The following is a 20,111-nucleotide window of genomic DNA, read 5'->3' as shown; positions in this document are numbered from 1 at the left end:
CAGTGGCCATGTCGGAACGGATCATCGAGAACTATCTCATCGACATGGACGGCGTTCTCGTCCACGAGGAACACCCGATTGCCGGGGCGGACGCGTTTATTGCCGGCATCATCGCCGCGGGCCTCGGCTTTCTGGTGCTGACGAACAACTCGATCTACACGGCCCGCGATCTGTCGGCGCGACTGTCCCGCTCCGGTCTCACGATCCCGCCCGAGCGAATCTGGACCTCGGCGCTCGCCACCGCGCTGTTCCTGCACACGCAGCGGCCGGGCGGCTCGGCGTATGTCGTCGGCGAGGCGGGGCTCACCACCGCCCTGCACGAGATCGGATATGTGCTCAGCGACAGCTCGCCCGATTACGTGGTACTCGGGGAAACCCGGACCTACAGCTTCGAGGCGATCACCCGAGCGGTCCGCCTGGTGCGCGGCGGCGCCCGCTTCATCGCGACGAACCCCGACCCGACCGGGCCGTCGGTCGAGGGCCTGCTCCCGGCGACCGGCGCCGTCGCCGCCATGATCACGAAGGCGACCGGCGTCACCCCGTACTTCGTCGGCAAGCCGAACCCGCTGATGATGCGCAGCGCCCTGAACACCCTGTCCGCGCACAGCGAGACGACGGTGGTGATCGGCGACCGGATGGACACCGACGTGGTCGCGGGCCTGGAGGCCGGGATGGACACCGTGCTCGTGCTCTCCGGCATCACGACACACGCCGACGTCGAGCGGTTCCCCTACCGGCCGACCGCGGTCGTGGACAGCATCGCCCGGGTCCCGGTCGGGCGGGACGTCCACACCATCGACGGGACGCTCACCGCGCCGACCCGCCGCCCGGCGCCCGCGGCCCCCGACGACGCGGCACCACGGCACGCCACCCAGGACTGACCTCGCGACGACACGCCACCGCGAGCTGACCTCGCGGCGACACGCGACCCCGGGCCGCTGGCTGCTCGCCCGGCGCCCGCAACGACCGGCCGGCGGCCCGACCGCCGGCCGGGAGACGCGGACTAGGGGGCAGGCCACGCCCGCGGAACCCTCACGGTCCGCACCGACCCCTCGGCCGGGCAGGACAGACCCGTACCTGCCGGTATGCGGTTATGTGACCCATCGCCGCGCCGGTGAGCGTGCGGCGCTGCCACAGGCGAATCCGGGCGAAGTCCGTACGTCAGACGGCCTGGACCGCCCGACACCGCCGTCTTCTGGTCCTCCAGGCATCGCGGGCCGGGTCGGATGCGTACGGAACGGGGCGGTGTCGGACGTTCCCAGGGAGACGAGGCATGCAGGCCGATGATGATGCCAGCTTTGAACAGTTCGTCGCCGAATGCACCGACCGGCTGCTACTGAGCGCCGTGCTGCTCGTCGGCGGCGACTGGGCCGCGGGCGAGGACCTGCTGCAGGGGGCGTTCGAACGCACCTATCGACGCTGGGGCCGGATGAACGACCCAAGGCCAGAGGCCTACGTGCGCCGAGTACTGGTCAACGCGGCCACTTCACGCTGGCGCAGGCTGCGGGCGCGGGTCGGCGAGGTGCCGCTGCTCTTCGACGGTGACTGGACCCTCGACCCCGCCGAGCACGGCGCCGACCCGGCCGACCGGCTTGCCGCGCACGAGGCCCTCATCCGGGCGCTGCGTGCCCTTCCACCCCGGCAACGGGCCGTCCTGGTGCTGCGTTACTTCGACGACCTGCCCGAGGCCGACGTCGCCGCCGCCCTCGGCTGCACGGTCGGCACGGTCCGTTCCCAGGCCTCCCGCGGCCTGGCAAAGCTGCGTGACAGTCACCAGCTACGCGGCTTCGCCCCACCGGGCCGCGCACCGACATCCTCCGTCGGCCCGCGGGCCGACATCCTGACCAACGAGACCGGGGAGACCACCGTCTCCGCTGCAGGGGAGGCGCAGTGACCGCCACCGACCGCACCCCGACCGACGGCGATCTGGCCGCTGGCATCCGCGCGCTGCGCGGCCCGCTCGCCCGGCGCGGCCCCGTCGAGCCGGTCGCGTTCACCGCCGATGTTCGTGCCCGCGCTCGCCGTCACCGCGCCCGGGTTCTCACCGGTCTCGCCACCGCCCTCGCCGTCCTCGTCGCCGCCGGCGTCACCATCCCCCTGCGCCTGCTCAGCGCCGAGCCCGCCAGCACCGTCGTCCCCGCGACCAGCCTGTCGCCGCCCGCCCCCGGGGCGCCGTACACCTACGGTGGCGTCACCGTCGGCTGGCTGCCCACCGCAATGACCCATCGCGGGGACACGGCCGCCACAGTCCAGGCCGCTCCGGGCGGGCACGAGCCGAACGACCTGCTCTTCAACGTCGAGGGCCTTGGCGGCGACCTGCCCTGGCTGACCCAGGAGGCCGATCTGTTCGGCCCCTTCACCTACATCAGCCAGTTCGCGACGCCCGGCGCCACCGCGTCGGCCACCGCGGACCAGCCCGGTTCCACCGCGCCGGCCGCCGGCCTGGCGCCGCCAGCACTGCTCTGGGTGACCGCCACCTGGGATCCCCGCGCCCCGCGGGATCTCACCGCCATCTCCGCCAAGCTGGCCGGCAAGTACCTGACCACCTCGCTGATCGGGAGGGTCGAGGCCACCACGACGACCGTCGCCGACCAGCCGGCCCTCCTGGTCCGCACCGACTCCAACACCGCCAAGCGGCGCCCGTCCGCCGACCACCGTTACCGGGCGGCGCTGATGTGGAGGGCACCGGACGGCACCCAGCTCGCCGTCGAGGCAGTCGGCCCGAGCCCGGTCGACCCTGCCGTCCTCGCGCGCGTCGCCGGCGGGCTCACGCTCGTCGGGCAGCCGGCCCCACCGGCGGCACCGGACGAGACGACGAGGGCGGCGATCCTCGCCGCGTTCCACGATGCCTTCGCCCCCGGCGTCCCCGACGACCGGTGGGCCGCCGCGGTGCAGGACGGCCCGACGCTCGCCTCGCTGCGCAAGGAGGTCGTGACCCGGTATCCGTGGTTCGCCGCGACCCTGTCGGTGCGGGTCGACCACCTGCTGGTCCTGGCTGCGGACACCGTCTCCGCCGGGCTGTCGTACTCGTTCACCAAACCGGCGCCCCTGCCCGGCCGACCGGCGTCCTCGTCCATGGGCGGCTCCGGTGAGGCGGTGCGCACCGCGGCCGGCTGGCAGGTCAGCCGGAGCACCTACTGCAACGTGATCGGCCTCCCGCCGGGGGACTACGACGGCCTCCCCCTCGTCGCCCCCGAGCTGCGCTGCCCGTTCTGACCTGGCCGGCGCCGGCCCGCACCATCACGCTCGCCCGCGCGGGGGCGCGGGGGCGAGGACTGGGACGGTCCGAGACCGCCCCAGCCGGGACCTGCTGCGGCTCAGGCCTGCGCGGTCGCAACACCTACCGGGCAGGAGACCCCGGTACCGCCGAGGCCGCAGTAGCCGTAGGGGTTCTTGGCATCCGACAGGTACTGCTGGTGGTACTCCTCGGCGAGGTAGAACTCCCCCGCCGGGGCGATCTCGGTGGTGATCGGGCCGAAGCCCGCCTCCCGCAGGATCTTCTCGAACCCGTCGCGGCTCGCGCCGGCCGCCGCCGCCTGCGCGTCGGACGTGGTGTAGATCGCCGAACGGTACTGGGTGCCGACGTCGTTGCCCTGGCGCATGCCCTGGGTCGGGTCGTGCCCCTCCCAGAACGCCTTCAGCAACTCGGCGTAGGAGACCTTCGCCGGGTCGAACACGACCAGGACCGCCTCGGTGTGCCCGGTCTGGCCGGAGCACACCTCCTCGTACGTCGGGTTCGGAGTGGACCCGCCGGCGTAGCCGACCGCGGTCGTGTACACGCCGGGTACCCGCCAGAACGCGCGCTCCGCGCCCCAGAAACAACCCAGACCGAACACGGCCGTCTCCAGCCCGTCCGGAAACGGCCCGGTGAACGAGGTGCCGAGGACGGTGTGCCGGGAGTCGCCCGCGAAAACCGGGCGGTCCCGGCCCGGGAGCGCCTCCTCGGGCGTGGGCAGCGTGGTCTTATGGCGACCGAAGAACATCTGTGCCACCTCCGGTGAGTGTCTCCTCTGACAACCACCCAGAGCGGCCGGGCGTTCCCGGAGCCCGCCGGGTCACGGCAGGGTCCCGGCCGCGGTTGGACCCCGGACCGGGCCACCGAGCGGGCCCGGTCCGGGTGCAGCCCGGTCCGGCACAACCTGATCCGGCACAGCCCGGTCCGGCACAGCCTGATCCGCCTGCGGCGGCCGGTCCTGGGACGTCCGGTCAGATGACCAGGTCCTCCAGCATCGTCGTCACGAGCGCCGCGATCGGCGAACGCTCCGAGCGGGTGAGCGTGACATGCGCGAACAGCGGGTGGCCCTTGAGGGTCTCGATGACCGACGCGACCCCGTCATGCCGACCGACCCGCAGGTTGTCGCGCTGCGCCACGTCGTGCGTGAGCACCACCCGGGAGCCCTGCCCCAGTCGGGACAGCACGGTGAGCAGTACTCCACGCTCCAGCGACTGCGCCTCATCGACGATCACGAAGGCGTCGTGCAGGGACCGCCCGCGGATGTGGGTGAGCGGGAGCACCTCCAGCATCCCCCGGTCGACGACCTCCTCGATCACCTCCTGGGAGACCAGGGCACCGAGCGTGTCGAACACGGCCTGCGCCCAGGGCGCCATCTTCTCGTTCTCGCTGCCCGGCAGGTAGCCGAGCTCCTGCCCGCCGACGGCGTAGAGCGGCCGGAAGACGACGACCCGCCGGTGGGCCCGGCGCTCCATCACCGCCTCCAGACCCGCGCACAGGGCCAGCGCCGACTTGCCGGTGCCGGCCCGACCGCCGAGCGAGACGATGCCGACATCCGGGTCGAGCAGCAGGTCGAGCGCTACCCGCTGCTCCGCGGAACGCCCGTGCAGCCCGAATGCGTCCCGGTCACCGCGCACCAGCCGGACCTGCTTGTCGGCCGTCACCCGGCCGAGCGCCGAGGCGCTGCCCCCCGCCGTGGTGAGCACCAGGCCGGTGTGGCACGGCAGGTCGGCGGCCTCCAGGATCTCCGTGTACTCGCGGGAGTAGAGCCGGTCGAGATCCTCCTGGGCGACGGTGAGCTCCGCCATGCCCGAGAAGCCGGTGTCCACCGGCGACAGCGCCTGGTACTCCTCCGCCGGCAGCCCCAGCACCGACGCCTTGACCCGCAGCGGGAGGTCCTTGGTGACCAGCACGACGTCCGCGCCCTCGCGGGAGAGGTTCATCGCGACACACAGGATCCGCGAGTCGTTCGTGTCCACCCGGAACCCCGGTGGAAGCACCGCCGCGTCGGTGTGATTGAGTTCCACCCGAAGCGTTCCCCCACCCGCCAGCGGGATGGGCTGGTCGAGGCGACCGTGCCGAATGCGCAGGTCGTCCAGCAGGCGCAGGGCCTCCCGGGCGAACCAGCCCAGCTCCGGGTGGTTCCTCTTGCCCTCCAGCTCCCCTATGACGACGAGGGGGAGCACGACATTGTGCTCCGCGAACCGCAGCAGCGCGCCAGGATCAGAAAGCAGCACGCTTGTGTCGACGACATGCGTTCGTGGCACACGCCCACCCGCTTACTCGGAGGTAGTCCGGGACCGACCCCTCCAGGAGCCGGGCACCGGCCTCCTGGTGTAGTCGCGCTTGCGGCACCGAGGGGCCTCCCGAGAGGTCCGGCACCACGCCGGACCACGGCTTGAGACGCTAGGGCTCTCACGGTAGCCGCCACCTCCCAGGATGGCGACCCACTTCGGGCAACACGTTGCGTTAAGAACGGGAAACGTTTTGCCTCCTCGGGTGGCTGCCGTGTCCCTTTCGGTGACATTCCGCCCCGATCATGACGCCCCGCGGCAGCACCCTTCCCAGGGCGTCAGCCAGCACCCATCGACGTTCCCACGCGTCACATCCCCCCCGACCCCCGAGATCAACCCAACCCCAGCCATGCAATCCCGTCACGCGCGCGATCCGCCTCGTCACCCCCGCGACACCTCGCCATCCCCGCGACACCTCGCCATCCCCGCGACACCTCGCCACTCCCGCGACACCTCGCCACTCCCGCGACACCTCGCCACTCCCGCGACAGCAGTCAGCCCCGCACCCCCAAAGGCCCTTTTCAAGCAAACCGCCTGCCGCGCCTTCACCAGAGATGATCGGCTCTCCACCTCGGAGACGCCCGCAAGACGCAGCACCCGCCGCAGCCCTCCCGTGATGATCGATAACTGGCCGGATCCCGTTCCTGCCCATGCGCCGCGGGCCGCGAGTAGACCACCGACGCCGGACCGCGCCGCTACCACCCGCCGGCCCAGCCCCCGTCTTCCCGGTCAGATAGCGGCCAGATCGTGCCGAGGCCCAAGCACGGTTTCGGGCCGAAAAACCGTCCCTAGACCTCGGCACGATTCTGCACTCGAACAGTGACGGACAGTGCGGGCCGGGGCTCGGGCACCTCGCGGCGCCGGCGAGCTGGAGCAGCGCTGCGGCCGCCACCGGGATCCAGCAGGGCCGCCGGCGGGCCGGGCGGCGGAGACGATAGCGAGGCGAGGGCCGTCGCTCGGGCGAGGGGTGGAAAGGGCTCGGGGAGAGAGGAATTCCGGGGAAAGGGAGCGGAGGGGACCGCGGGGAACAAGGCGGGCGACAAGGTTGGGCGTCGGCCGCTCCGGAGGGGATGGCATGGTCCCGAGGAGACCAGGAAAGGTTAGGAGTACCTAACGGGCCCGAGGCGCTCAGGACATGTGCTGTGGGGCCGTGATCGGCAACCCGCGCGGCGGCCGGGATCGGGGCGGGACCCAGAGCAAGGAATCGGGCCGCTCCGGATCGGACCCAGGTAACGTGAGCGCCCATCCGGCCGCGTACGGGGTAGCCGGAAGTCTTTCGGAAACATGGTCGGCCGGCCCGGCAACATCGGGAAATCTGGATGGAACGCCCCGGGCAGGATGGATCGGACGGCACGGGGCCGGACGGACCGCGTTTTCCGGCGGGCGGGCGGGCCGTCGGGGTCGGATTCCCCTGCGGAGCACCGCCCACGCCCTCTTGACGGAAATCTGCCGACCAGTCGCGGACGTTGCAGGAAATCCCCGGGACGACACGCGCCGGTGCCCGTGGAACATGCGGGCTGCCGGCGGAGCCGGCTGGAAGCGGACCCGTTTCCGGGCGAATGCGGGCCCGCCGGGCCCGTCATTGCGGGCGCTTGGACACGTCCGCCGCACACGGAAACCGTAACGGAGCGCAACCGATCGACGGGAACCGGCCGGGAGCGGACGTGCGGCGGGAACCGGGCGCGGACGTGCGGCGGGAACCGGGCGCGGACATGCGACGGCCCGCGTCGGGCGGGGGAACCGCCCGGCGCGGGCCGGGGTGAAGCTGGTGTCGCGGGTCAGCCCTCGAGGCGGCTGACCAGGGCCTCGTGCTCGGCCCAGAGCGCGGCGGGGAGCCGGTCGCCGAACGTCTGGTAGTGCTCGGGGATCAGCTCGGCCTCCTGCTTCCAGACGTCGACGTCGACCGTGAGCAGGGCGTCCAGGTCGGCGCCGTCGATCTCCAGGCCCTCGGTCGGCAGGGCGTCCTTCGTGGGCAGGACGCCGAGAGGGGTCTCCACGCCATCGGCGTGGCCCTCGAGGCGGCCGACGATCCAGGCGAGGACGCGGCTGTTCTCGCCGAAGCCGGGCCAGAGGAACTTGCCCTGCGGGCTCTTGCGGAACCAGTTCACGTAGTAGATCCGGGGCAGCTTCGCCTGGTCGGCCTTCTGGCCGACCTCCAGCCAGTGGGCGAAGTAGTCGGCCATGTTGTAGCCGCAGAACGGGAGCATCGCGAAGGGGTCGCGGCGCAGCTTGCCGATCGCGCCGGCCTGCGCCGCGGTCGTCTCGGAGGCGACGATGGAGCCGAAGAAGACCCCGCGCCGCCAGTCGGGCGCCTCGGTGACCAGCGGAACCGCGGTCGCCCGGCGGCCGCCGAACAGGATCGCCGAGATCGGCACGCCCTTCGGGTCCTGCCACTCGTCGGCGATGGTCGGGCACTGCCCGGCGGGGACGGTGAAGCGGGCGTTGGGGTGCGCGGCGGGCTCGGTGGACTCGGGGGTCCAGTCGCGGCCCTTCCAGTCGGTGAGGTGCGCCGGGGCCTGCTTGGTCAGCCCCTCCCACCAGATGTCGCCGTCGTCGGTGCGGGCCACGTTGGTGAAGACCGTGTTGCCCCACAGCGTCTTGATCGCGTTCGGGTTGGTCTGCTCGCCCGTGCCGGGGGCGACACCGAAGAAGCCGGCCTCGGGGTTGACGGCGTAGAGCCGGCCGTCCTCACCGAACCGCATCCACGCGATGTCGTCACCGACAGTCTCCGCCTTCCACCCGGGAAGGGTGGGAATGAGCATCGCCAGGTTGGTCTTCCCGCACGCCGACGGAAAGGCCGCGGCAATGTAGTGGACCTTCCCCGCGGGCGACGTCAGCTTGAGGATGAGCATGTGCTCGGCGAGCCAGCCCTCGTCGCGCGCCATGACGGACGCGATGCGCAGCGCATAGCATTTCTTGCCGAGCAGTGCGTTGCCGCCGTAACCCGATCCATAGGACCAGATTTCGCGGGTCTCCGGGAAATGGGTGATGTACTTCGTCGAGTTGCACGGCCACGGAACGTCGGCCGCACCGGCTTCCAGCGGAGCGCCCAGAGAATGCACCGCCGGAACAAAGAAGCCGTCTTCACCGAGCTGTTCGAGCGCGTCGGCACCCATACGGGTCATAGTACGCATCGAAATAACAACGTAGGGCGAGTCAGTGATTTCGACTCCGAGTGCCGAGATATGCGATCCAAGCGGACCCATGCAAAATGGCACGACATACATCGTGCGACCGCGCATGGAGCCCTCGAACAGGCCCTGGAGCTTGACCCGCATCTCCGCCGGGTCCATCCAGTTGTTCGTGGGGCCGGCGTCCTCGGCCTTGTCGGAGCAGATGTAGGTGCGGTCCTCGACCCGGGCCACGTCGCTGGGGTCAGAGGCGGCGTAAAAGCTGTTGGGACGCTTTTCGTCGTTCAGCCGGACCAGGGTCCCCTTCTCGATCAGGAGACTGGTCAGCCGGTCGAACTCGGCCTCCGATCCGTCGCACCACTCAACCCGTTCCGGCTGGGTGAGTTCGGCGATCTCACGCACCCAGGCGACCAGCCTGGCGTGCTTCGTGGGGGCCGCTTCCAGCCCCGGAATCTGTGCCGCGGTCGTCACAGCTCACACCTCCGGTCGAGTCGAACCCGCCGCGTTCTCGCCCCGTATGCAGGTGCCCACTTCAGTACTCGAACGTACTCGTTCACGCGCTGACAAAACCCGCGGTACAGGGGCAGTTCGAGGCCGCGTTCAGGATCATTAGACTGTACCGCGCGTTCCCCCCGCAGTCGCGCGATAGCGAGTGGACAGAAGCGTCGGATCCATCACGCACCGGTACGGACGGACCGCCGCAGGGTGACTCCGTCTCGTGGCAGTGGGAAGCCCCGGGTTATCGTCCTCGGCGTGGCTTCCCTCACGCAGCAGCCCGCCGGGCCTCCGCAGGCGGACGGCCCCTCCCACCCCCGTGACCTGGTGCGACCACGCATGCGGGGATGGCTACATGCCGGGGCATTCCCCGTAAGCCTTGCACTGGGCGTCCTAGCCGTGGCACTGGCCACCACGCTCCGTGCCCGACTCGGGATCGCGGTTTATGCGCTGAGCATTGCGGCGCTGTTCGGAACGAGTGCGCTCTACCACCGCACGATGTGGTCGACATCACGCGCACGGGCACGCATGAAACGCCTCGACCATTCAATGATCTTTGTTTTCATCGCCGGCACGTACACCCCATTTGCCCTCCTTGCCATGCCGGAGCGGACGGCTCGCGTGGTCCTGGCGGTGGTATGGGGCGGGGCAGCGCTCGGCGTGACCATTCGGATGCTGTGGCTGCACTCCCCGCGGTACCTGACCGTGCCGCTGTACATCGCCCTCGGCTGGGTCGCCATCTTCGTCATCCCGGAGCTCGCTCACCGGGCCGGGATCGCCTCGATGGTCCTGCTGCTGGTCGGGGGTGTCTGCTACAGCCTCGGCGCCGTCGTCTACGCCGCGCGGCGGCCGGACCCGGCCCCGGCGACCTTCGGCTATCACGAGGTGTTCCACGCCTTCACCCTCGTCGCCGCGACCTGCCACTACCTCGCCCTGATGTTCGCGATCTACTAGGCGGGTGGGTCCCGGGTCACCGATCGTCGGCAATCGTCGGGGAGCTGGCGCTAGACGGTGACTCTTGGGGCGACAGCCGCTGGATCAGCGACTCGACGCCGGTGCCGTGCGGGATGTCGGGTCTGACGGTGCGCCGGGCGAACCTCAGGCTCGGGGAGCGGGATGTGTGCTGGCCGCGATGCTCGACCCCGACGCGCATCTGATCGCCGGCTGGGAACGGATCCTCCGTGTCGCGGCGACGGCGTGGGTCAGATCGGGGCGGGATCGACACGGGCCGAGGATCCGCCCGCGCACGGGGCCCGGTTCCGCGGAACACCACGATCGACGGGGTTGGGATCGAAGCCTGCACGCGGGGCCCGGTTCCGCGGAACACGATGATCGCTGGGGCTGGGGCTGGGGCTGGGGCCTGGGCTGGGACGCGTGGCGCGGTTCCGCGCTCGCCACGCTGATGCCCGGCTGAGCAGATTAGGACTCGCCCGTCTAGCGGCCGGGGCCCTCGGAACGGATCTTCTCGACCTGTTCGAGGGCCTCGCGAAGCTGGCGAAGCCAGGTGTCGGAGTTCTCCCCGACCAGCCGCACGCACCAGGCCAGCGCCTCGCTGCGGCTGCGCGCCACCCCGGATTCGACGAGTGTGTCCAGCACCTGGCGCTCCGGCTGGCGCAGCCGCGTCATCACCGGCACCGACAGCACGGTGAACAGCTCGCTGGTCCCGCCGACCGTCACCCCCCACGCGACCTTGCGCCCATAGCGCCGCTCGGCCTCGGCGGCGATGGCGATCCGCTCGTCGCGGGTGCGCTCGCGGAACCGGCGAATCCGGGCGGCGGCGTCCATGTCACGCCCGGCCGACAATGCCACCCCCTCGGAGTGAGGGGTGCCGGACTGAGGGGTGCCGGACTGGGGAGTGCCGGGGCGGAGGGGATCCTCGGTGTGGAGCTCCCCGACGACGGTGATCTCGTCTCGGTCGACGACCACGGCAGGTGGGCCGGTGAACCAGCCGGCGGGGACATGGGCCGCGAACCAGTCCGGCGCGTCCTGCGCCGGCACCGTCTCCGCCCGGTCCCCCGGCCTGCCATAACCACGCCCACGCGGACCGGACATGACGAGTCTCCTCAGGTCCCCCGGCCGGGCCCGCGGGCGGGCCCGGCCTGCCGAACTGGTCCGGAGCCGTGGCCCCGCCGGGGTGCGCCGGCACACCCCGCCGACGATTACACGCTTACCGGGTCACGAGTGAAAGTGGCCCAGGCGTCAGGTGGCGACCTTCACGCCGAGCTGACGCCGGACCTCCTCGGCGGTATGCACGGGTAGCTCGCAGACGAAGTCCCGGCAGACGTACACCCCCGGGGCCCCCCGACCGGTGACCAGCGGCCCGCTGGTCACCACGACGGCGCCCGGCGCGGTGCCCAGCCGGGCGAGCCGCTCCAGGGCCGGGCTGTCCACGACGGCGACCTCGGCCGGCCCGGCGAGCAGCGCCTCGGCGACCGCCCCGGCCCAGCCGGCGAACCGGGCGTCGCGGGACAGCAGCGGCGCGAACCGGGCCACGGTTTCCTCGGCGGCGCGCCGGTGCTCGGCCGAGCCGGTCAGGGCCGCGTAGGTCAGCAGGGCACCCGCCACCGCCGCCTGGCCCGACGGCGTCGCCGAGTCCGAGTCGTCGCGGGGGCGGCGCAGCAGCGCCTCGGCGTCGTCCGCGGTGTCGAAGAAGCCGCCGTCCGGCGCGGCGAACCGGGCCCGGACCACGTCGAGCAGCTCGCCGGCCAGGGTCAGCCACTCCGGATCGCCGGTGACCTGGTGCAGGGTGAGCAGCCCCTCGGCGACGTCGCCGTAGTCCTCCAGCACGCCCGCGTTCGTCCCGACCCGGCCGTCCCGACTGGTGCGCCGCAGCCGGCCCGCCACGAGATGGACGTCGCGCAGCAGCACGGCCGCGTCCTCGGCGGCGCGGATCCAGGCCGGCTCGTCGAGCAGCGCGCCGGCCTCGGCGAGGGCGGCGATGGCCAGCCCGTTCCACGCGGCGACCACCTTGTCGTCCCGGGCGGGCTGCGGACGGTCGGCCCGGGCGGCGGCGAGGGCCGCGCGCACCGCCGCGAAGCGCGCCGCGTCGGGCGGGTCCGCCGGAAGCTGCAGCACGGACGTCCCGTGCTCGAACGTGCCCTCCGCGGTGACGCCGAAGATCTCCGCTGCCCAGGCACCGTCGTCCGCGCCGAGGGCGGCGCGCAGGCCGGCGGGCGTCCACGAGTAGCTCGCACCCTCCTCGGGCTGCGCGTGGGCCGCCGGGACGCCGGCCGGGACCGCGTCCGCGTCGAGCGCCGAGGCGAACCCGCCCTGCGGGGTGCGCAGGTCGGCGAGCAGGAACGCCGCGGTCTGGCGCACCACCCGCTGGGCCAGCGGCGAGCCGGTGGCGCGCCACAGGTGCAGGTACACCCGCAGCAGCTGGGCGTTGTCGTAGAGCATCTTCTCGAAGTGCGGGACGGTCCACGTCGCGTCGACGCTGTAGCGGGCGAAGCCGCCGGCGAGCTGGTCGTACATGCCGCCGCGGGCGATGCGCTCGCAGGTGAGCGCCACCATCTCCAGGCTGTGCTCGTCGCCGGTGCGGGCGGCGTGGCGCAGCAGCATCTCCGCGACCATGGACGGGGGGAACTTGGGCGCCCCGCCGAATCCGCCGTGGCGCGCGTCGAACCGGGCGGACAGCCCCGCGACGGCGGTGTCCAGCAGCTGCGGGGTCAGCTCGTCGGCGACGCCGGACGTGGGGCTCGCGGCGAGCCCGGCCACCGGGCCGCGGGCCGCCGCCTCGGCCAGCCGGCGGGCGATGTCCGCCCCCGACTCCTCGATCTCCGCCCGCCTGGTCTGCCAGGCGGCGACCACGGCCTCCAGGACCTGACGGAACGAGCCCATGCCCGGCCGGGGCCGGGGCGGGAAGTAGGTGCCGGCGAAGAACGGCTCGGCGGTCGGGGTGAGGAAGACCGTCATCGGCCAGCCGCCGTGGCCGGTCAGGGCGACCGTGACGTCCATGTAGACGGAGTCGACGTCCGGCCGCTCCTCCCGGTCCACCTTGATGTTGACGAAGTGGTCGTTCATGTAGGCGGCGGTGACCACGTCCTCGAACGACTCGTGCGCCATGACGTGGCACCAGTGGCAGGATGCGTAGCCCACCGAGAGCAGCACGGGCACCCCGCGGCGGGCCGCGTCCGCGAACGCCTCCGGGCACCACGGCCACCAGTCGACCGGGTTGTCCGCATGCTGGAGCAGGTACGGAGACGTCTGCTCCGCCAGCTTGTTCGGCACCGGGCAACTCCTCAGGGTCTGGCGTCGCCCGGGTCCCTCGAGCCCCCGGGTCACTGGCTATGCAACCAAAGCGGCGGGCGGCTATGCCCTCACCCGTGCCCCGGCGCGCCGACTGTGGCCCGGCACACCCCGACGGCCACGCCCTCGCGCCGGAACCGACGGCGGCCACTTGCGGCTCAGGTCGCGGTCGTGGCATCGGAGTTCACTGGTTGAGGCCGAAACATCCGTCATTTGTTCCGGTTCGGTGACACGTTTGAAACGACGGCTGGACGGTCCCACCATGCCTGCGGAACAATCATCACCGCCTGCGATGGATGGGGGGGCATTCAGCGTGGTGATATCCCGGTCGACAACCGCCCGCGCGGCGAACGGGGACGCGGATTCCCGGCCGCCGTCAGCCGGCTCGGCGCTGGCTCGCGCCGCTGTTCGGAGTCTCCTGGCGGATGGCCGTCCCCATGAGTTCGACGCTCCGGCGGGAATGTCGCCCGCCCGGCCGCGCCAGCCGCGCCGAGCACGCACGTCATGAGTGCGACCGGGACGGGAGAGCCGTTCACCGGCGCCGTCGTCGCGCTGGAGGCGACGCACGCCCGCCATCAACTGCTCCGATTCCGCGACGGCAGCATCGACCCGATCCCGACCGGCCCGGCCACCTGGGACGTGGGTTCCTTCCTGACCGACCCGGGCGGCACGAGGCTCGTCGAGGAGCTGGTGCGCCGGCTGCGCCGCCTCGCCCGCGAGACCGGCGAGGACATCGACCGGGTCGCCCTCACGCTGCCCGGCACCCTGGCCGGCCACACGACCGTGATGCGGTCGACGCGGCTGGGAATCCTCGAGCCGAGCAATGTCGCCGAACAGTTCGCCGGCCATGGCGCGCCGCCCTGCCGGCTGTACCACGACGCCGAGTGCCTGGCCGTCGGCGAGGCCCGCTGGGGCTGCCTGCGCGGCGAGGGCGACGATCCGCCGCGGGCCAAGAATTTCGCGTATGTCCTGGTGGACGAGGGTGTGGGCTCCTCGCTTTTCGTCAACGGCGAGGTGCTGCGGGGGGCGGGCTCGGCCGGTCACCTCGGCCGGCTGGTCGTCGAGCCGCGGGGCTCCTACAACCGCACCTTCGCCTCCCGCGGCCCGTTGGAGGTCTTCGCCAGCCGGCCGTGGGTCAGCCACAACATCGTCGGCGAGTACCTCTCCGAACACGGGAAGAACGCCGCGGACCCCGCGGACGACTCGCCCGGGACTCCGACCGCCTCGGCCTTCCGGGCCGCCGTTGCCGCCGCGGCGCAACGGGACTGGACCGCGCTGCGCATCGACCAGATCGCGGCCGGCCTCACCGACCGCGACCCGATCGCGGTGACCGTCCTGGACGACGCCGCCCGGTACGTCGGCCTGAGCATCAATGCCATCATCGCCGTCGCGAATCCCCCGGACATCGTGCTCGGGGGCGACCTGATCAGCGGCCTGCCCGGATTCTTCGAGATGACGGCGTCCTATGCCCGGCGTTTTGCCTGGAGCCTCGCCTGGGAACGGACGACCCTGCGCCGGGCCGCACTTGGCCGCCGCGCCCAGATTCTGGGCGCGGCGGAACTCCTGCGCGGACATTTCCGACACGAACCGGCCGGGTCATGACCACCGCCTTCCCGCGGTCATGACGGCCGACGGGAGGCGGCCGATGCGGGACGTCGTCATCAACGCCGACGATTACGGGCTCAGCGACGGAATCTGCGAAACCATTCTCGACCTGCTGGCGGCCGGCGCCGTCTCGAACACCACGGTCATGTCCGCCGCGCCCGGGTCACTGCGGCGGTGCCGGGCCCTCGGCGCCGGCCGGCTCGCGGGGCTCGCCGGCGTGCACCTGCAACTGTCCGGCGGCAGGCCGCTGTCGCCCCCCTCGGAGGTGCCGAGCCTCGTCGACCGCTTCTCCGGCGCGTTCCGCCCCCGCGACGCGCTGACCGGCGCCCATCCGGACCAGGTACGCCGCGAGTGGCGCCGGCAGATCGAGGCCGTCGCCGACCTGCTGGGTGCCGCGCCGACCCATCTGGACAGCCACCACGGCGCCCACCGGTTCCCGTCCTGCGCCGAGGTCTACCTGGAGCTCTCCGCCGACTACGGGCTGCCGGTCCGCGGCGGCCTCACCACGCGCTTCGCCGCCCGGATGGCCGCGCGGGGGGTGCGGGGCAGTTCCGTCGTCCTGCGCGACTGGACGGGCCGTGGGCTCGGCGTCCACGAGCTCCTCACGATGCTGCGCGCGCTCGCCGGGACCGGTGACGGTGTCCTCGAGGTCGTCGCCCATCCGGGTCGCAGCGACGCGCACCTGCGCCGCGTCTCCAGCCTGTCCGACGCCCGCGAGGGCGACGCGCGGGCACTGCGCGAGCTGCACCGCGATGGTCGGCTCGCCGCTCACGGCTACCGCCTGGTGCGCTATCCGGAGCTGTCCGACGGCCCGGACGCCCGCGCTGGACGGACCACGGGGAGCTGAGGCCGATGCCGTCGCTGGAGGCCGTCGAGTGTCTGACGTCGGGCGCGGACGCCTGGGCCGAGTACCGCGCGGGTCGCAGCGGAGCCGTGGATCTGTCCTTCTGCGACCTGCGGGGGCGGGACCTGCGCCGGCGCCAGCTCGTCGACTGCGACTTCACCGGCGCCCGGCTGGACTACGCGGACCTCGACGGCGCGGCCCTCGTCGGGTGCACGTTCGCTGCGGCCACGCTCGCCGACGCCAGCCTCGTCGGCTGCCACCTCGAGCGGACGACCTTCACCGACTGCGAGCTCGGCGGGGCGGTGCTGCGCGGCTGCACGATGGCGGACGTCGAGGTCCGCGCGAGCACGGCGGACGGCGCCCGGATCGAGGGGTGCCGGGTGGAACGGTCGACGTTCACCGCGGTCCGGCTCGCCGGGGCGTCACTCACCGACCTGGAACTCGCCGGCTGCGTGGCGAGCGGCGGCCGGTCACCCGGGCTGCGCCTCACCGATCTGCGCATCAACGGAAGCCGAATACACGATATTTCTCTACCCGATTCCACCATCACTCGGTTACACGCACACGACTCGACCATCCGTAGGCTGTTGATCGGCGGACATCTGACCGATTGCCTTTTTGTTGATTCGACTGTCGAGGCAATCGATTGCGGCTCCGCGGTGGTGGCCGGTCTCGATCTGAGCCGAAGTACCATTCGGCGATGCCACGTCGGCGAGCTCGGCCCCCGTTCCGCGGTTCTGCTCGACACGTCGCTCATCGAGTGCACGTGGCCGCAGCAGCGTGGGAAGGTTACCTGGACCGGTCGTCACATCCCCGCCCCGCTGCTTCTGCACCACCCGGTCCAGGACGTCAAGGGGCTCCCTCCCGTCCTGCGCAGGGAGATTGCCGACGAACAGTTCCTCGAGTTCAAGCTCACCTCCGCGCGGTCCCGTCCGGCTCGCCTGATGCTGCGCCTGTGGGGCCTGGCCGCCGGGTACGGGCAGAGCCTGAGCCGGCTGACGGTGTGCTCGGCGATCGTCGTCCTCCTGCATGCCGCCGCGGTTCTCGCGGTCCGCGAGGCCCGCTCCGGCGACGCGCCGACGGCACGGCTCGCCTGGGAGGTGCTGGTGGATGTGCTGCTCGCCTTCCTCGGCATCGGCCGCGCGCCGTTGGCGGACGCGGGGCCGGCACAACGGGCCCTGCTGGCCAGCGTGCGCATCGCCGGATTCATCGGCCTCGGCGTCTGGGTGGGGATTGCGGCGCAACGACTCGGCCGGCTCTCCCGCGAGTGACGTGGACAGCCCGTTGACCAGCGTCCTTCCGAATGGCACTTCCGACCCTTGATCCCGGCCCCGGCGGAATCCGCAACCTACGATCACGACCGACCATACGTCCGTTTCTCGACGCATGACGGGATCCTTAGCTGAGGCAGGAGTCAGATGCGAGTGTACGCCTTTGATATCGGGGCATCCTCGGTGAAGCACGCTATTGTCGAGACAAACGAGGCCCCGCACATCAGTTCAGGCTTCCCGTCGCTGCGTCTTCCCGCACTCACCTTCCAGGCCGTGCGGGAGAGCGTGTTCTCGGCGTTGGCGAAAAACTTCGCCACCCCGGCCGCGGACATCGCCGCGGTCGCCATCAGCACGAAAGGGTCGGTCGACCCCACCGGGCGGGTCCTGCGGGCCGGGCTGTTCCGCGACTACGCGGGCGTGGACTGGGCCGCGCTCATCTCCGACCGTTTCCCGCACGTTCCCAAGGTGCTCACCGTCAACGACGGCCGCGCGTCGACCTGGGCCGAGTACCGCCGCCACGGCGAGCATGTCGCCTCGTTCGCGCACTTCGTCGTCGGAACCGGCGTCGGCGGCGGGATCGTGCTCGCTCACCGGCTGATGCCCGGCGCCCACGGGGCCGCGGGCGGCCTGGGGCACATCAAGGTGCAGCCCGACAGCACGGTGCGGTGTAGCTGTACCCGCACCGGCTGCGTCGAGACACTGGCCTCGGCCCCCGCGGTCGTCCGCCGTTTCCACCAGCTGCGCCTGGGCGCCGGCGCGGACGTAGGCGACGGGCCCGGCCGGCACGCCGGGTCGGGGCGCGCGGCGGCGGGCGAGGGCACGCTCGGCGACGAGATCATCCGGGGCGGCGAGATCACGCTCGACGATGTGGTGCGGGCCGCCCGCGACGGGGACGAGCCGGCCCTGCGCGCCTTCCGGGACGCCGGGCGCTGGCTCGGGGCGGCCATCAGCGACGTCATGAACGTCCTGGACCCCGACGCCATCACCATCGGCGGCGGCCTGCTGCAGGCGGCGAGCGTGGCGGCGGCCGGCGGCGCCCACGAGAGCTACCTCGCCGCGGCGGAACGCGCCGCCCGCGACCTCGCCGTCGCGCGCATCGCCGACCGCACGGTCATCGCGCCCGCCGCCTACGGCAACGACGGCGGCCTCATCGGCGCCGCGCTGCTGGCCTCCACCGGCCCCTGACCCCGCCGCCGGCCCCTGACCCCGCCGCCGGCACGGGGGCGGCCCGCAGCACCGGCAGGTCCGAAGGATCGGGGGATTCATGATCGTCGTGGGCGCATATCCGCACTCGGTGCAGGGCAACGACGAACGATCACCCCTGCGCGGGCTGCTCGACCTGCTGACGGAGCTGACCCCGCCGGGCGTCGCCGTCCACCTGCTGCCGTTCTACACGAGCTCCGGCGACTGGGGTTTCGCCCCGGACGACTGGTTCACCGTCGCCGCGGAGTACGGCGCCTGGTCCGACGTCCACGCGCTCGCGCGCGCCCGCCGGCTCATCGTCGACGGCATCTACAACCACGTCGGCCTGGGGCACGAGTACGTGCGGGCCTTCTTCGCCGCCCCCACCGGCGGCCACGACATCGTGCGCGCCTATCCGGTCCCGCCCGGCGGTCCCGGCGTGGTGCCGAGATCGCCGCGCGGCGGTCCCGTGCTCCGGCCGCATCGCATCGACGGCCGGGAATGGCTGCTGTGGCAGACCTTCTCCGACTCCGCGGTCGACATCTCGCTGGACAGCGGGGTGGTGCGGGCCGATGTCGGCCGGCATCTGGACCTGCTGCGCGACACGGGCGTGTGGGGGATCCGGCTGGACGCGCCGGCGTACTTCTCCCGGCTGCTCGGCGCCGTGCACCGGCATCATCCCGACTCCTACCGGCTGGCCCGGGCCGTGGCCCGGATGGCCTCCCGGCGCGGCCTGCGGGTCCTCGCCCAGCTCGACTGCGACGATCGCGGGCTGCGGTACTTCGGCGAGGTGGCCGGGCCGGACATCCCCATCATCGACTACGCCTATTCGGCGCACCTGACGACCGCGCTGCTCACCGGCCGGCCCGACGCCCTGGTCTCGCACCTGCGCGACACCTGGGACCTGGGCGTGCCGCTGCTGCGCCCGCCCCGCACCCACGACGGGGTGCTGCTGCGCTCCCGCCGGCTCGGCGCCGACACCCGCACGCGGCTGGTCAGCCGGCTCGCCGAGTTCGGCGTGGCCGCGCGGACCATCGACGACTCCCCCTACGAGTTCAACGCGTCGCTGCCGTTCCTGTACTCACTCGGCGGCGGCGAACAGGGAATGTGGGACCGCATCGAGCTGGCCGTCGCCTTCTCCTGCGTCGTGCCCGGCATCTGTTACCTGTACCTTCCCGCGCTGCTCGGATACCGCCCGGAGGACGGCCCGCCGCGGCGCGACGAGCGCGAGCCCCGCGCGCTCAACCGCTATCCGGTCAGCGCCGACCATCTGGACTCCGCCCGCCGGTCGGGCTGGCTGGCCAACGTGCGCCGGCTGCTGCAGGGGTTGGACCGGCTGCTGACCGGCACCACCGGACGCGGCGGGCCGCTGCTCGCCGACTCGGTCACCGACCGCGGCGGCGGTCTCGTCACCGTTCACCGCGCGGACGCGCGGCTATGGGCGGCGTTCAACTTCAACGCCCTGCGGCCGCTGCCCCTCCCCCCACCACCGGACGATCCACGGCCGGCACAGGACCTTCGGCCGGCACAGGACTTACGGCCGGCAGGAGACCTTCGGTCGGCCGGGGACCTTCGGCTGGCGTCGACGACAGTGAGCCGGCGGGCGGGACGCGGGCGGCTCGCCCCGCACGGGTTCGCCGTCTGGCGGTACTGATCGCCGCTGCCCGCCACCAGGACCGCCGCAACCGCCGCGGCCGCGGTCTCGCACCACCGGATAGTCTTCTAAGACCGCGCCTTCACGCCGTCCGCTCGCTGCGACCGCCGCCCGTCGGGTCGCCGTCCCCGCCGAGAGCATGGCGGGAAGGTCGA

The 20,111-nt window shown here is 72.3% G+C and carries 14 protein-coding genes; 9 read left to right on the top strand and 5 right to left on the bottom strand.

All coding sequences use genetic code 11. The features are described 5' to 3' along the window. Positions 1–8: 8 nt before the first annotated feature. The 3 genes from FRAQA3DRAFT_RS25910 (at position 9) to FRAQA3DRAFT_RS25900 (ending at position 3,216) form a co-directional block, all read left to right on the top strand. On the top strand, positions 9–881 hold the full coding sequence (locus FRAQA3DRAFT_RS25910; RefSeq protein WP_035921525.1) for an HAD-IIA family hydrolase: 873 nt from the start codon (positions 9–11) through the stop codon (positions 879–881). Between the two features lie 392 nt (positions 882–1,273). Next, the gene (locus FRAQA3DRAFT_RS25905; RefSeq protein WP_009742012.1) at positions 1,274–1,894 is read left to right on the top strand and encodes a SigE family RNA polymerase sigma factor; all 621 of its coding nucleotides are present in this window, start codon (positions 1,274–1,276) and stop codon (positions 1,892–1,894) included. Then, complete coding sequence (locus tag FRAQA3DRAFT_RS25900; RefSeq protein WP_009742011.1) at positions 1,891–3,216, top strand: hypothetical protein; 1,326 nt, start codon at positions 1,891–1,893, stop codon at positions 3,214–3,216. Before FRAQA3DRAFT_RS25905 ends, FRAQA3DRAFT_RS25900 begins: the two co-directional genes overlap by 4 nt. A gap of 101 nt (positions 3,217–3,317) precedes the next feature. On the opposite strand, the gene msrA is transcribed toward FRAQA3DRAFT_RS25900, so the two are convergent. The 3 genes from msrA to FRAQA3DRAFT_RS25885 form a co-directional block, all read right to left on the bottom strand. Beyond that, positions 3,318–3,983 carry a peptide-methionine (S)-S-oxide reductase MsrA gene (gene msrA, locus FRAQA3DRAFT_RS25895; protein WP_009742010.1) on the bottom strand — a complete coding sequence of 222 codons (666 nt, stop codon included), beginning with the start codon at positions 3,981–3,983 and terminating at the stop codon, positions 3,318–3,320. A gap of 223 nt (positions 3,984–4,206) precedes the next feature. Further along, a complete protein-coding gene (locus FRAQA3DRAFT_RS25890; protein ID WP_009742009.1) occupies positions 4,207–5,499 on the bottom strand; it encodes a PhoH family protein in 1,293 nt (430 codons plus the stop codon). A gap of 1,805 nt (positions 5,500–7,304) precedes the next feature. Then, positions 7,305–9,128, bottom strand: a complete 1,824-nt coding sequence (locus FRAQA3DRAFT_RS25885) for a phosphoenolpyruvate carboxykinase (GTP) (RefSeq protein ID WP_009742007.1) — start codon at positions 9,126–9,128, stop codon at positions 7,305–7,307. Between the two features lie 234 nt (positions 9,129–9,362). Here FRAQA3DRAFT_RS25885 and FRAQA3DRAFT_RS25880 point away from each other — a divergent pair, with 234 nt between their 5' ends. After that, positions 9,363–10,106, top strand: coding sequence for a hemolysin III family protein (locus FRAQA3DRAFT_RS25880; RefSeq protein WP_009742006.1), 744 nt, complete (start codon positions 9,363–9,365; stop codon positions 10,104–10,106). A 480-nt stretch (positions 10,107–10,586) separates the two neighbouring features. On the opposite strand, the gene FRAQA3DRAFT_RS25870 is transcribed toward FRAQA3DRAFT_RS25880, so the two are convergent. Continuing rightward, a complete protein-coding gene (locus FRAQA3DRAFT_RS25870; RefSeq protein WP_009742004.1) occupies positions 10,587–11,204 on the bottom strand; it encodes a hypothetical protein in 618 nt (205 codons plus the stop codon). A 147-nt stretch (positions 11,205–11,351) separates the two neighbouring features. Continuing rightward, positions 11,352–13,382 carry a thioredoxin domain-containing protein gene (locus tag FRAQA3DRAFT_RS25865; protein ID WP_009742003.1) on the bottom strand — a complete coding sequence of 677 codons (2,031 nt, stop codon included), beginning with the start codon at positions 13,380–13,382 and terminating at the stop codon, positions 11,352–11,354. Between the two features lie 522 nt (positions 13,383–13,904). Between FRAQA3DRAFT_RS25865 and FRAQA3DRAFT_RS25860 the strand changes: the two genes are divergently transcribed. The 5 genes from FRAQA3DRAFT_RS25860 to FRAQA3DRAFT_RS25840 all read left to right on the top strand — a co-directional run bounded on the left by FRAQA3DRAFT_RS25860 (position 13,905) and on the right by FRAQA3DRAFT_RS25840 (position 19,956). Continuing rightward, on the top strand, positions 13,905–15,002 hold the full coding sequence (locus FRAQA3DRAFT_RS25860; RefSeq protein ID WP_009742002.1) for an ROK family protein: 1,098 nt from the start codon (positions 13,905–13,907) through the stop codon (positions 15,000–15,002). A gap of 43 nt (positions 15,003–15,045) precedes the next feature. Then, the gene (locus tag FRAQA3DRAFT_RS25855; protein WP_009742001.1) at positions 15,046–15,852 is read left to right on the top strand and encodes a carbohydrate deacetylase; all 807 of its coding nucleotides are present in this window, start codon (positions 15,046–15,048) and stop codon (positions 15,850–15,852) included. A 5-nt stretch (positions 15,853–15,857) separates the two neighbouring features. Continuing rightward, complete coding sequence (locus tag FRAQA3DRAFT_RS31825; protein ID WP_009742000.1) at positions 15,858–17,120, top strand: pentapeptide repeat-containing protein; 1,263 nt, start codon at positions 15,858–15,860, stop codon at positions 17,118–17,120. Positions 17,121–17,303: 183 nt separating this feature from the next. Further along, positions 17,304–18,305, top strand: a complete 1,002-nt coding sequence (locus tag FRAQA3DRAFT_RS31820; protein ID WP_157467676.1) for an ROK family protein — start codon at positions 17,304–17,306, stop codon at positions 18,303–18,305. 79 nt (positions 18,306–18,384) lie between these two features. Beyond that, positions 18,385–19,956 carry an alpha-amylase family glycosyl hydrolase gene (locus tag FRAQA3DRAFT_RS25840; protein WP_009741998.1) on the top strand — a complete coding sequence of 524 codons (1,572 nt, stop codon included), beginning with the start codon at positions 18,385–18,387 and terminating at the stop codon, positions 19,954–19,956. The last annotated feature ends 155 nt before the right edge of the window (positions 19,957–20,111 follow it).

Origin of the sequence: Frankia sp. QA3 (genome assembly GCF_000262465.1) — a bacterium.
Lineage (GTDB): Bacteria > Actinomycetota > Actinomycetes > Frankiales > Frankiaceae > Frankia.
The sequence above is the reverse complement of the archived record's forward strand: the minus strand, read 5'-3'. Positions and strand labels throughout refer to the sequence as shown.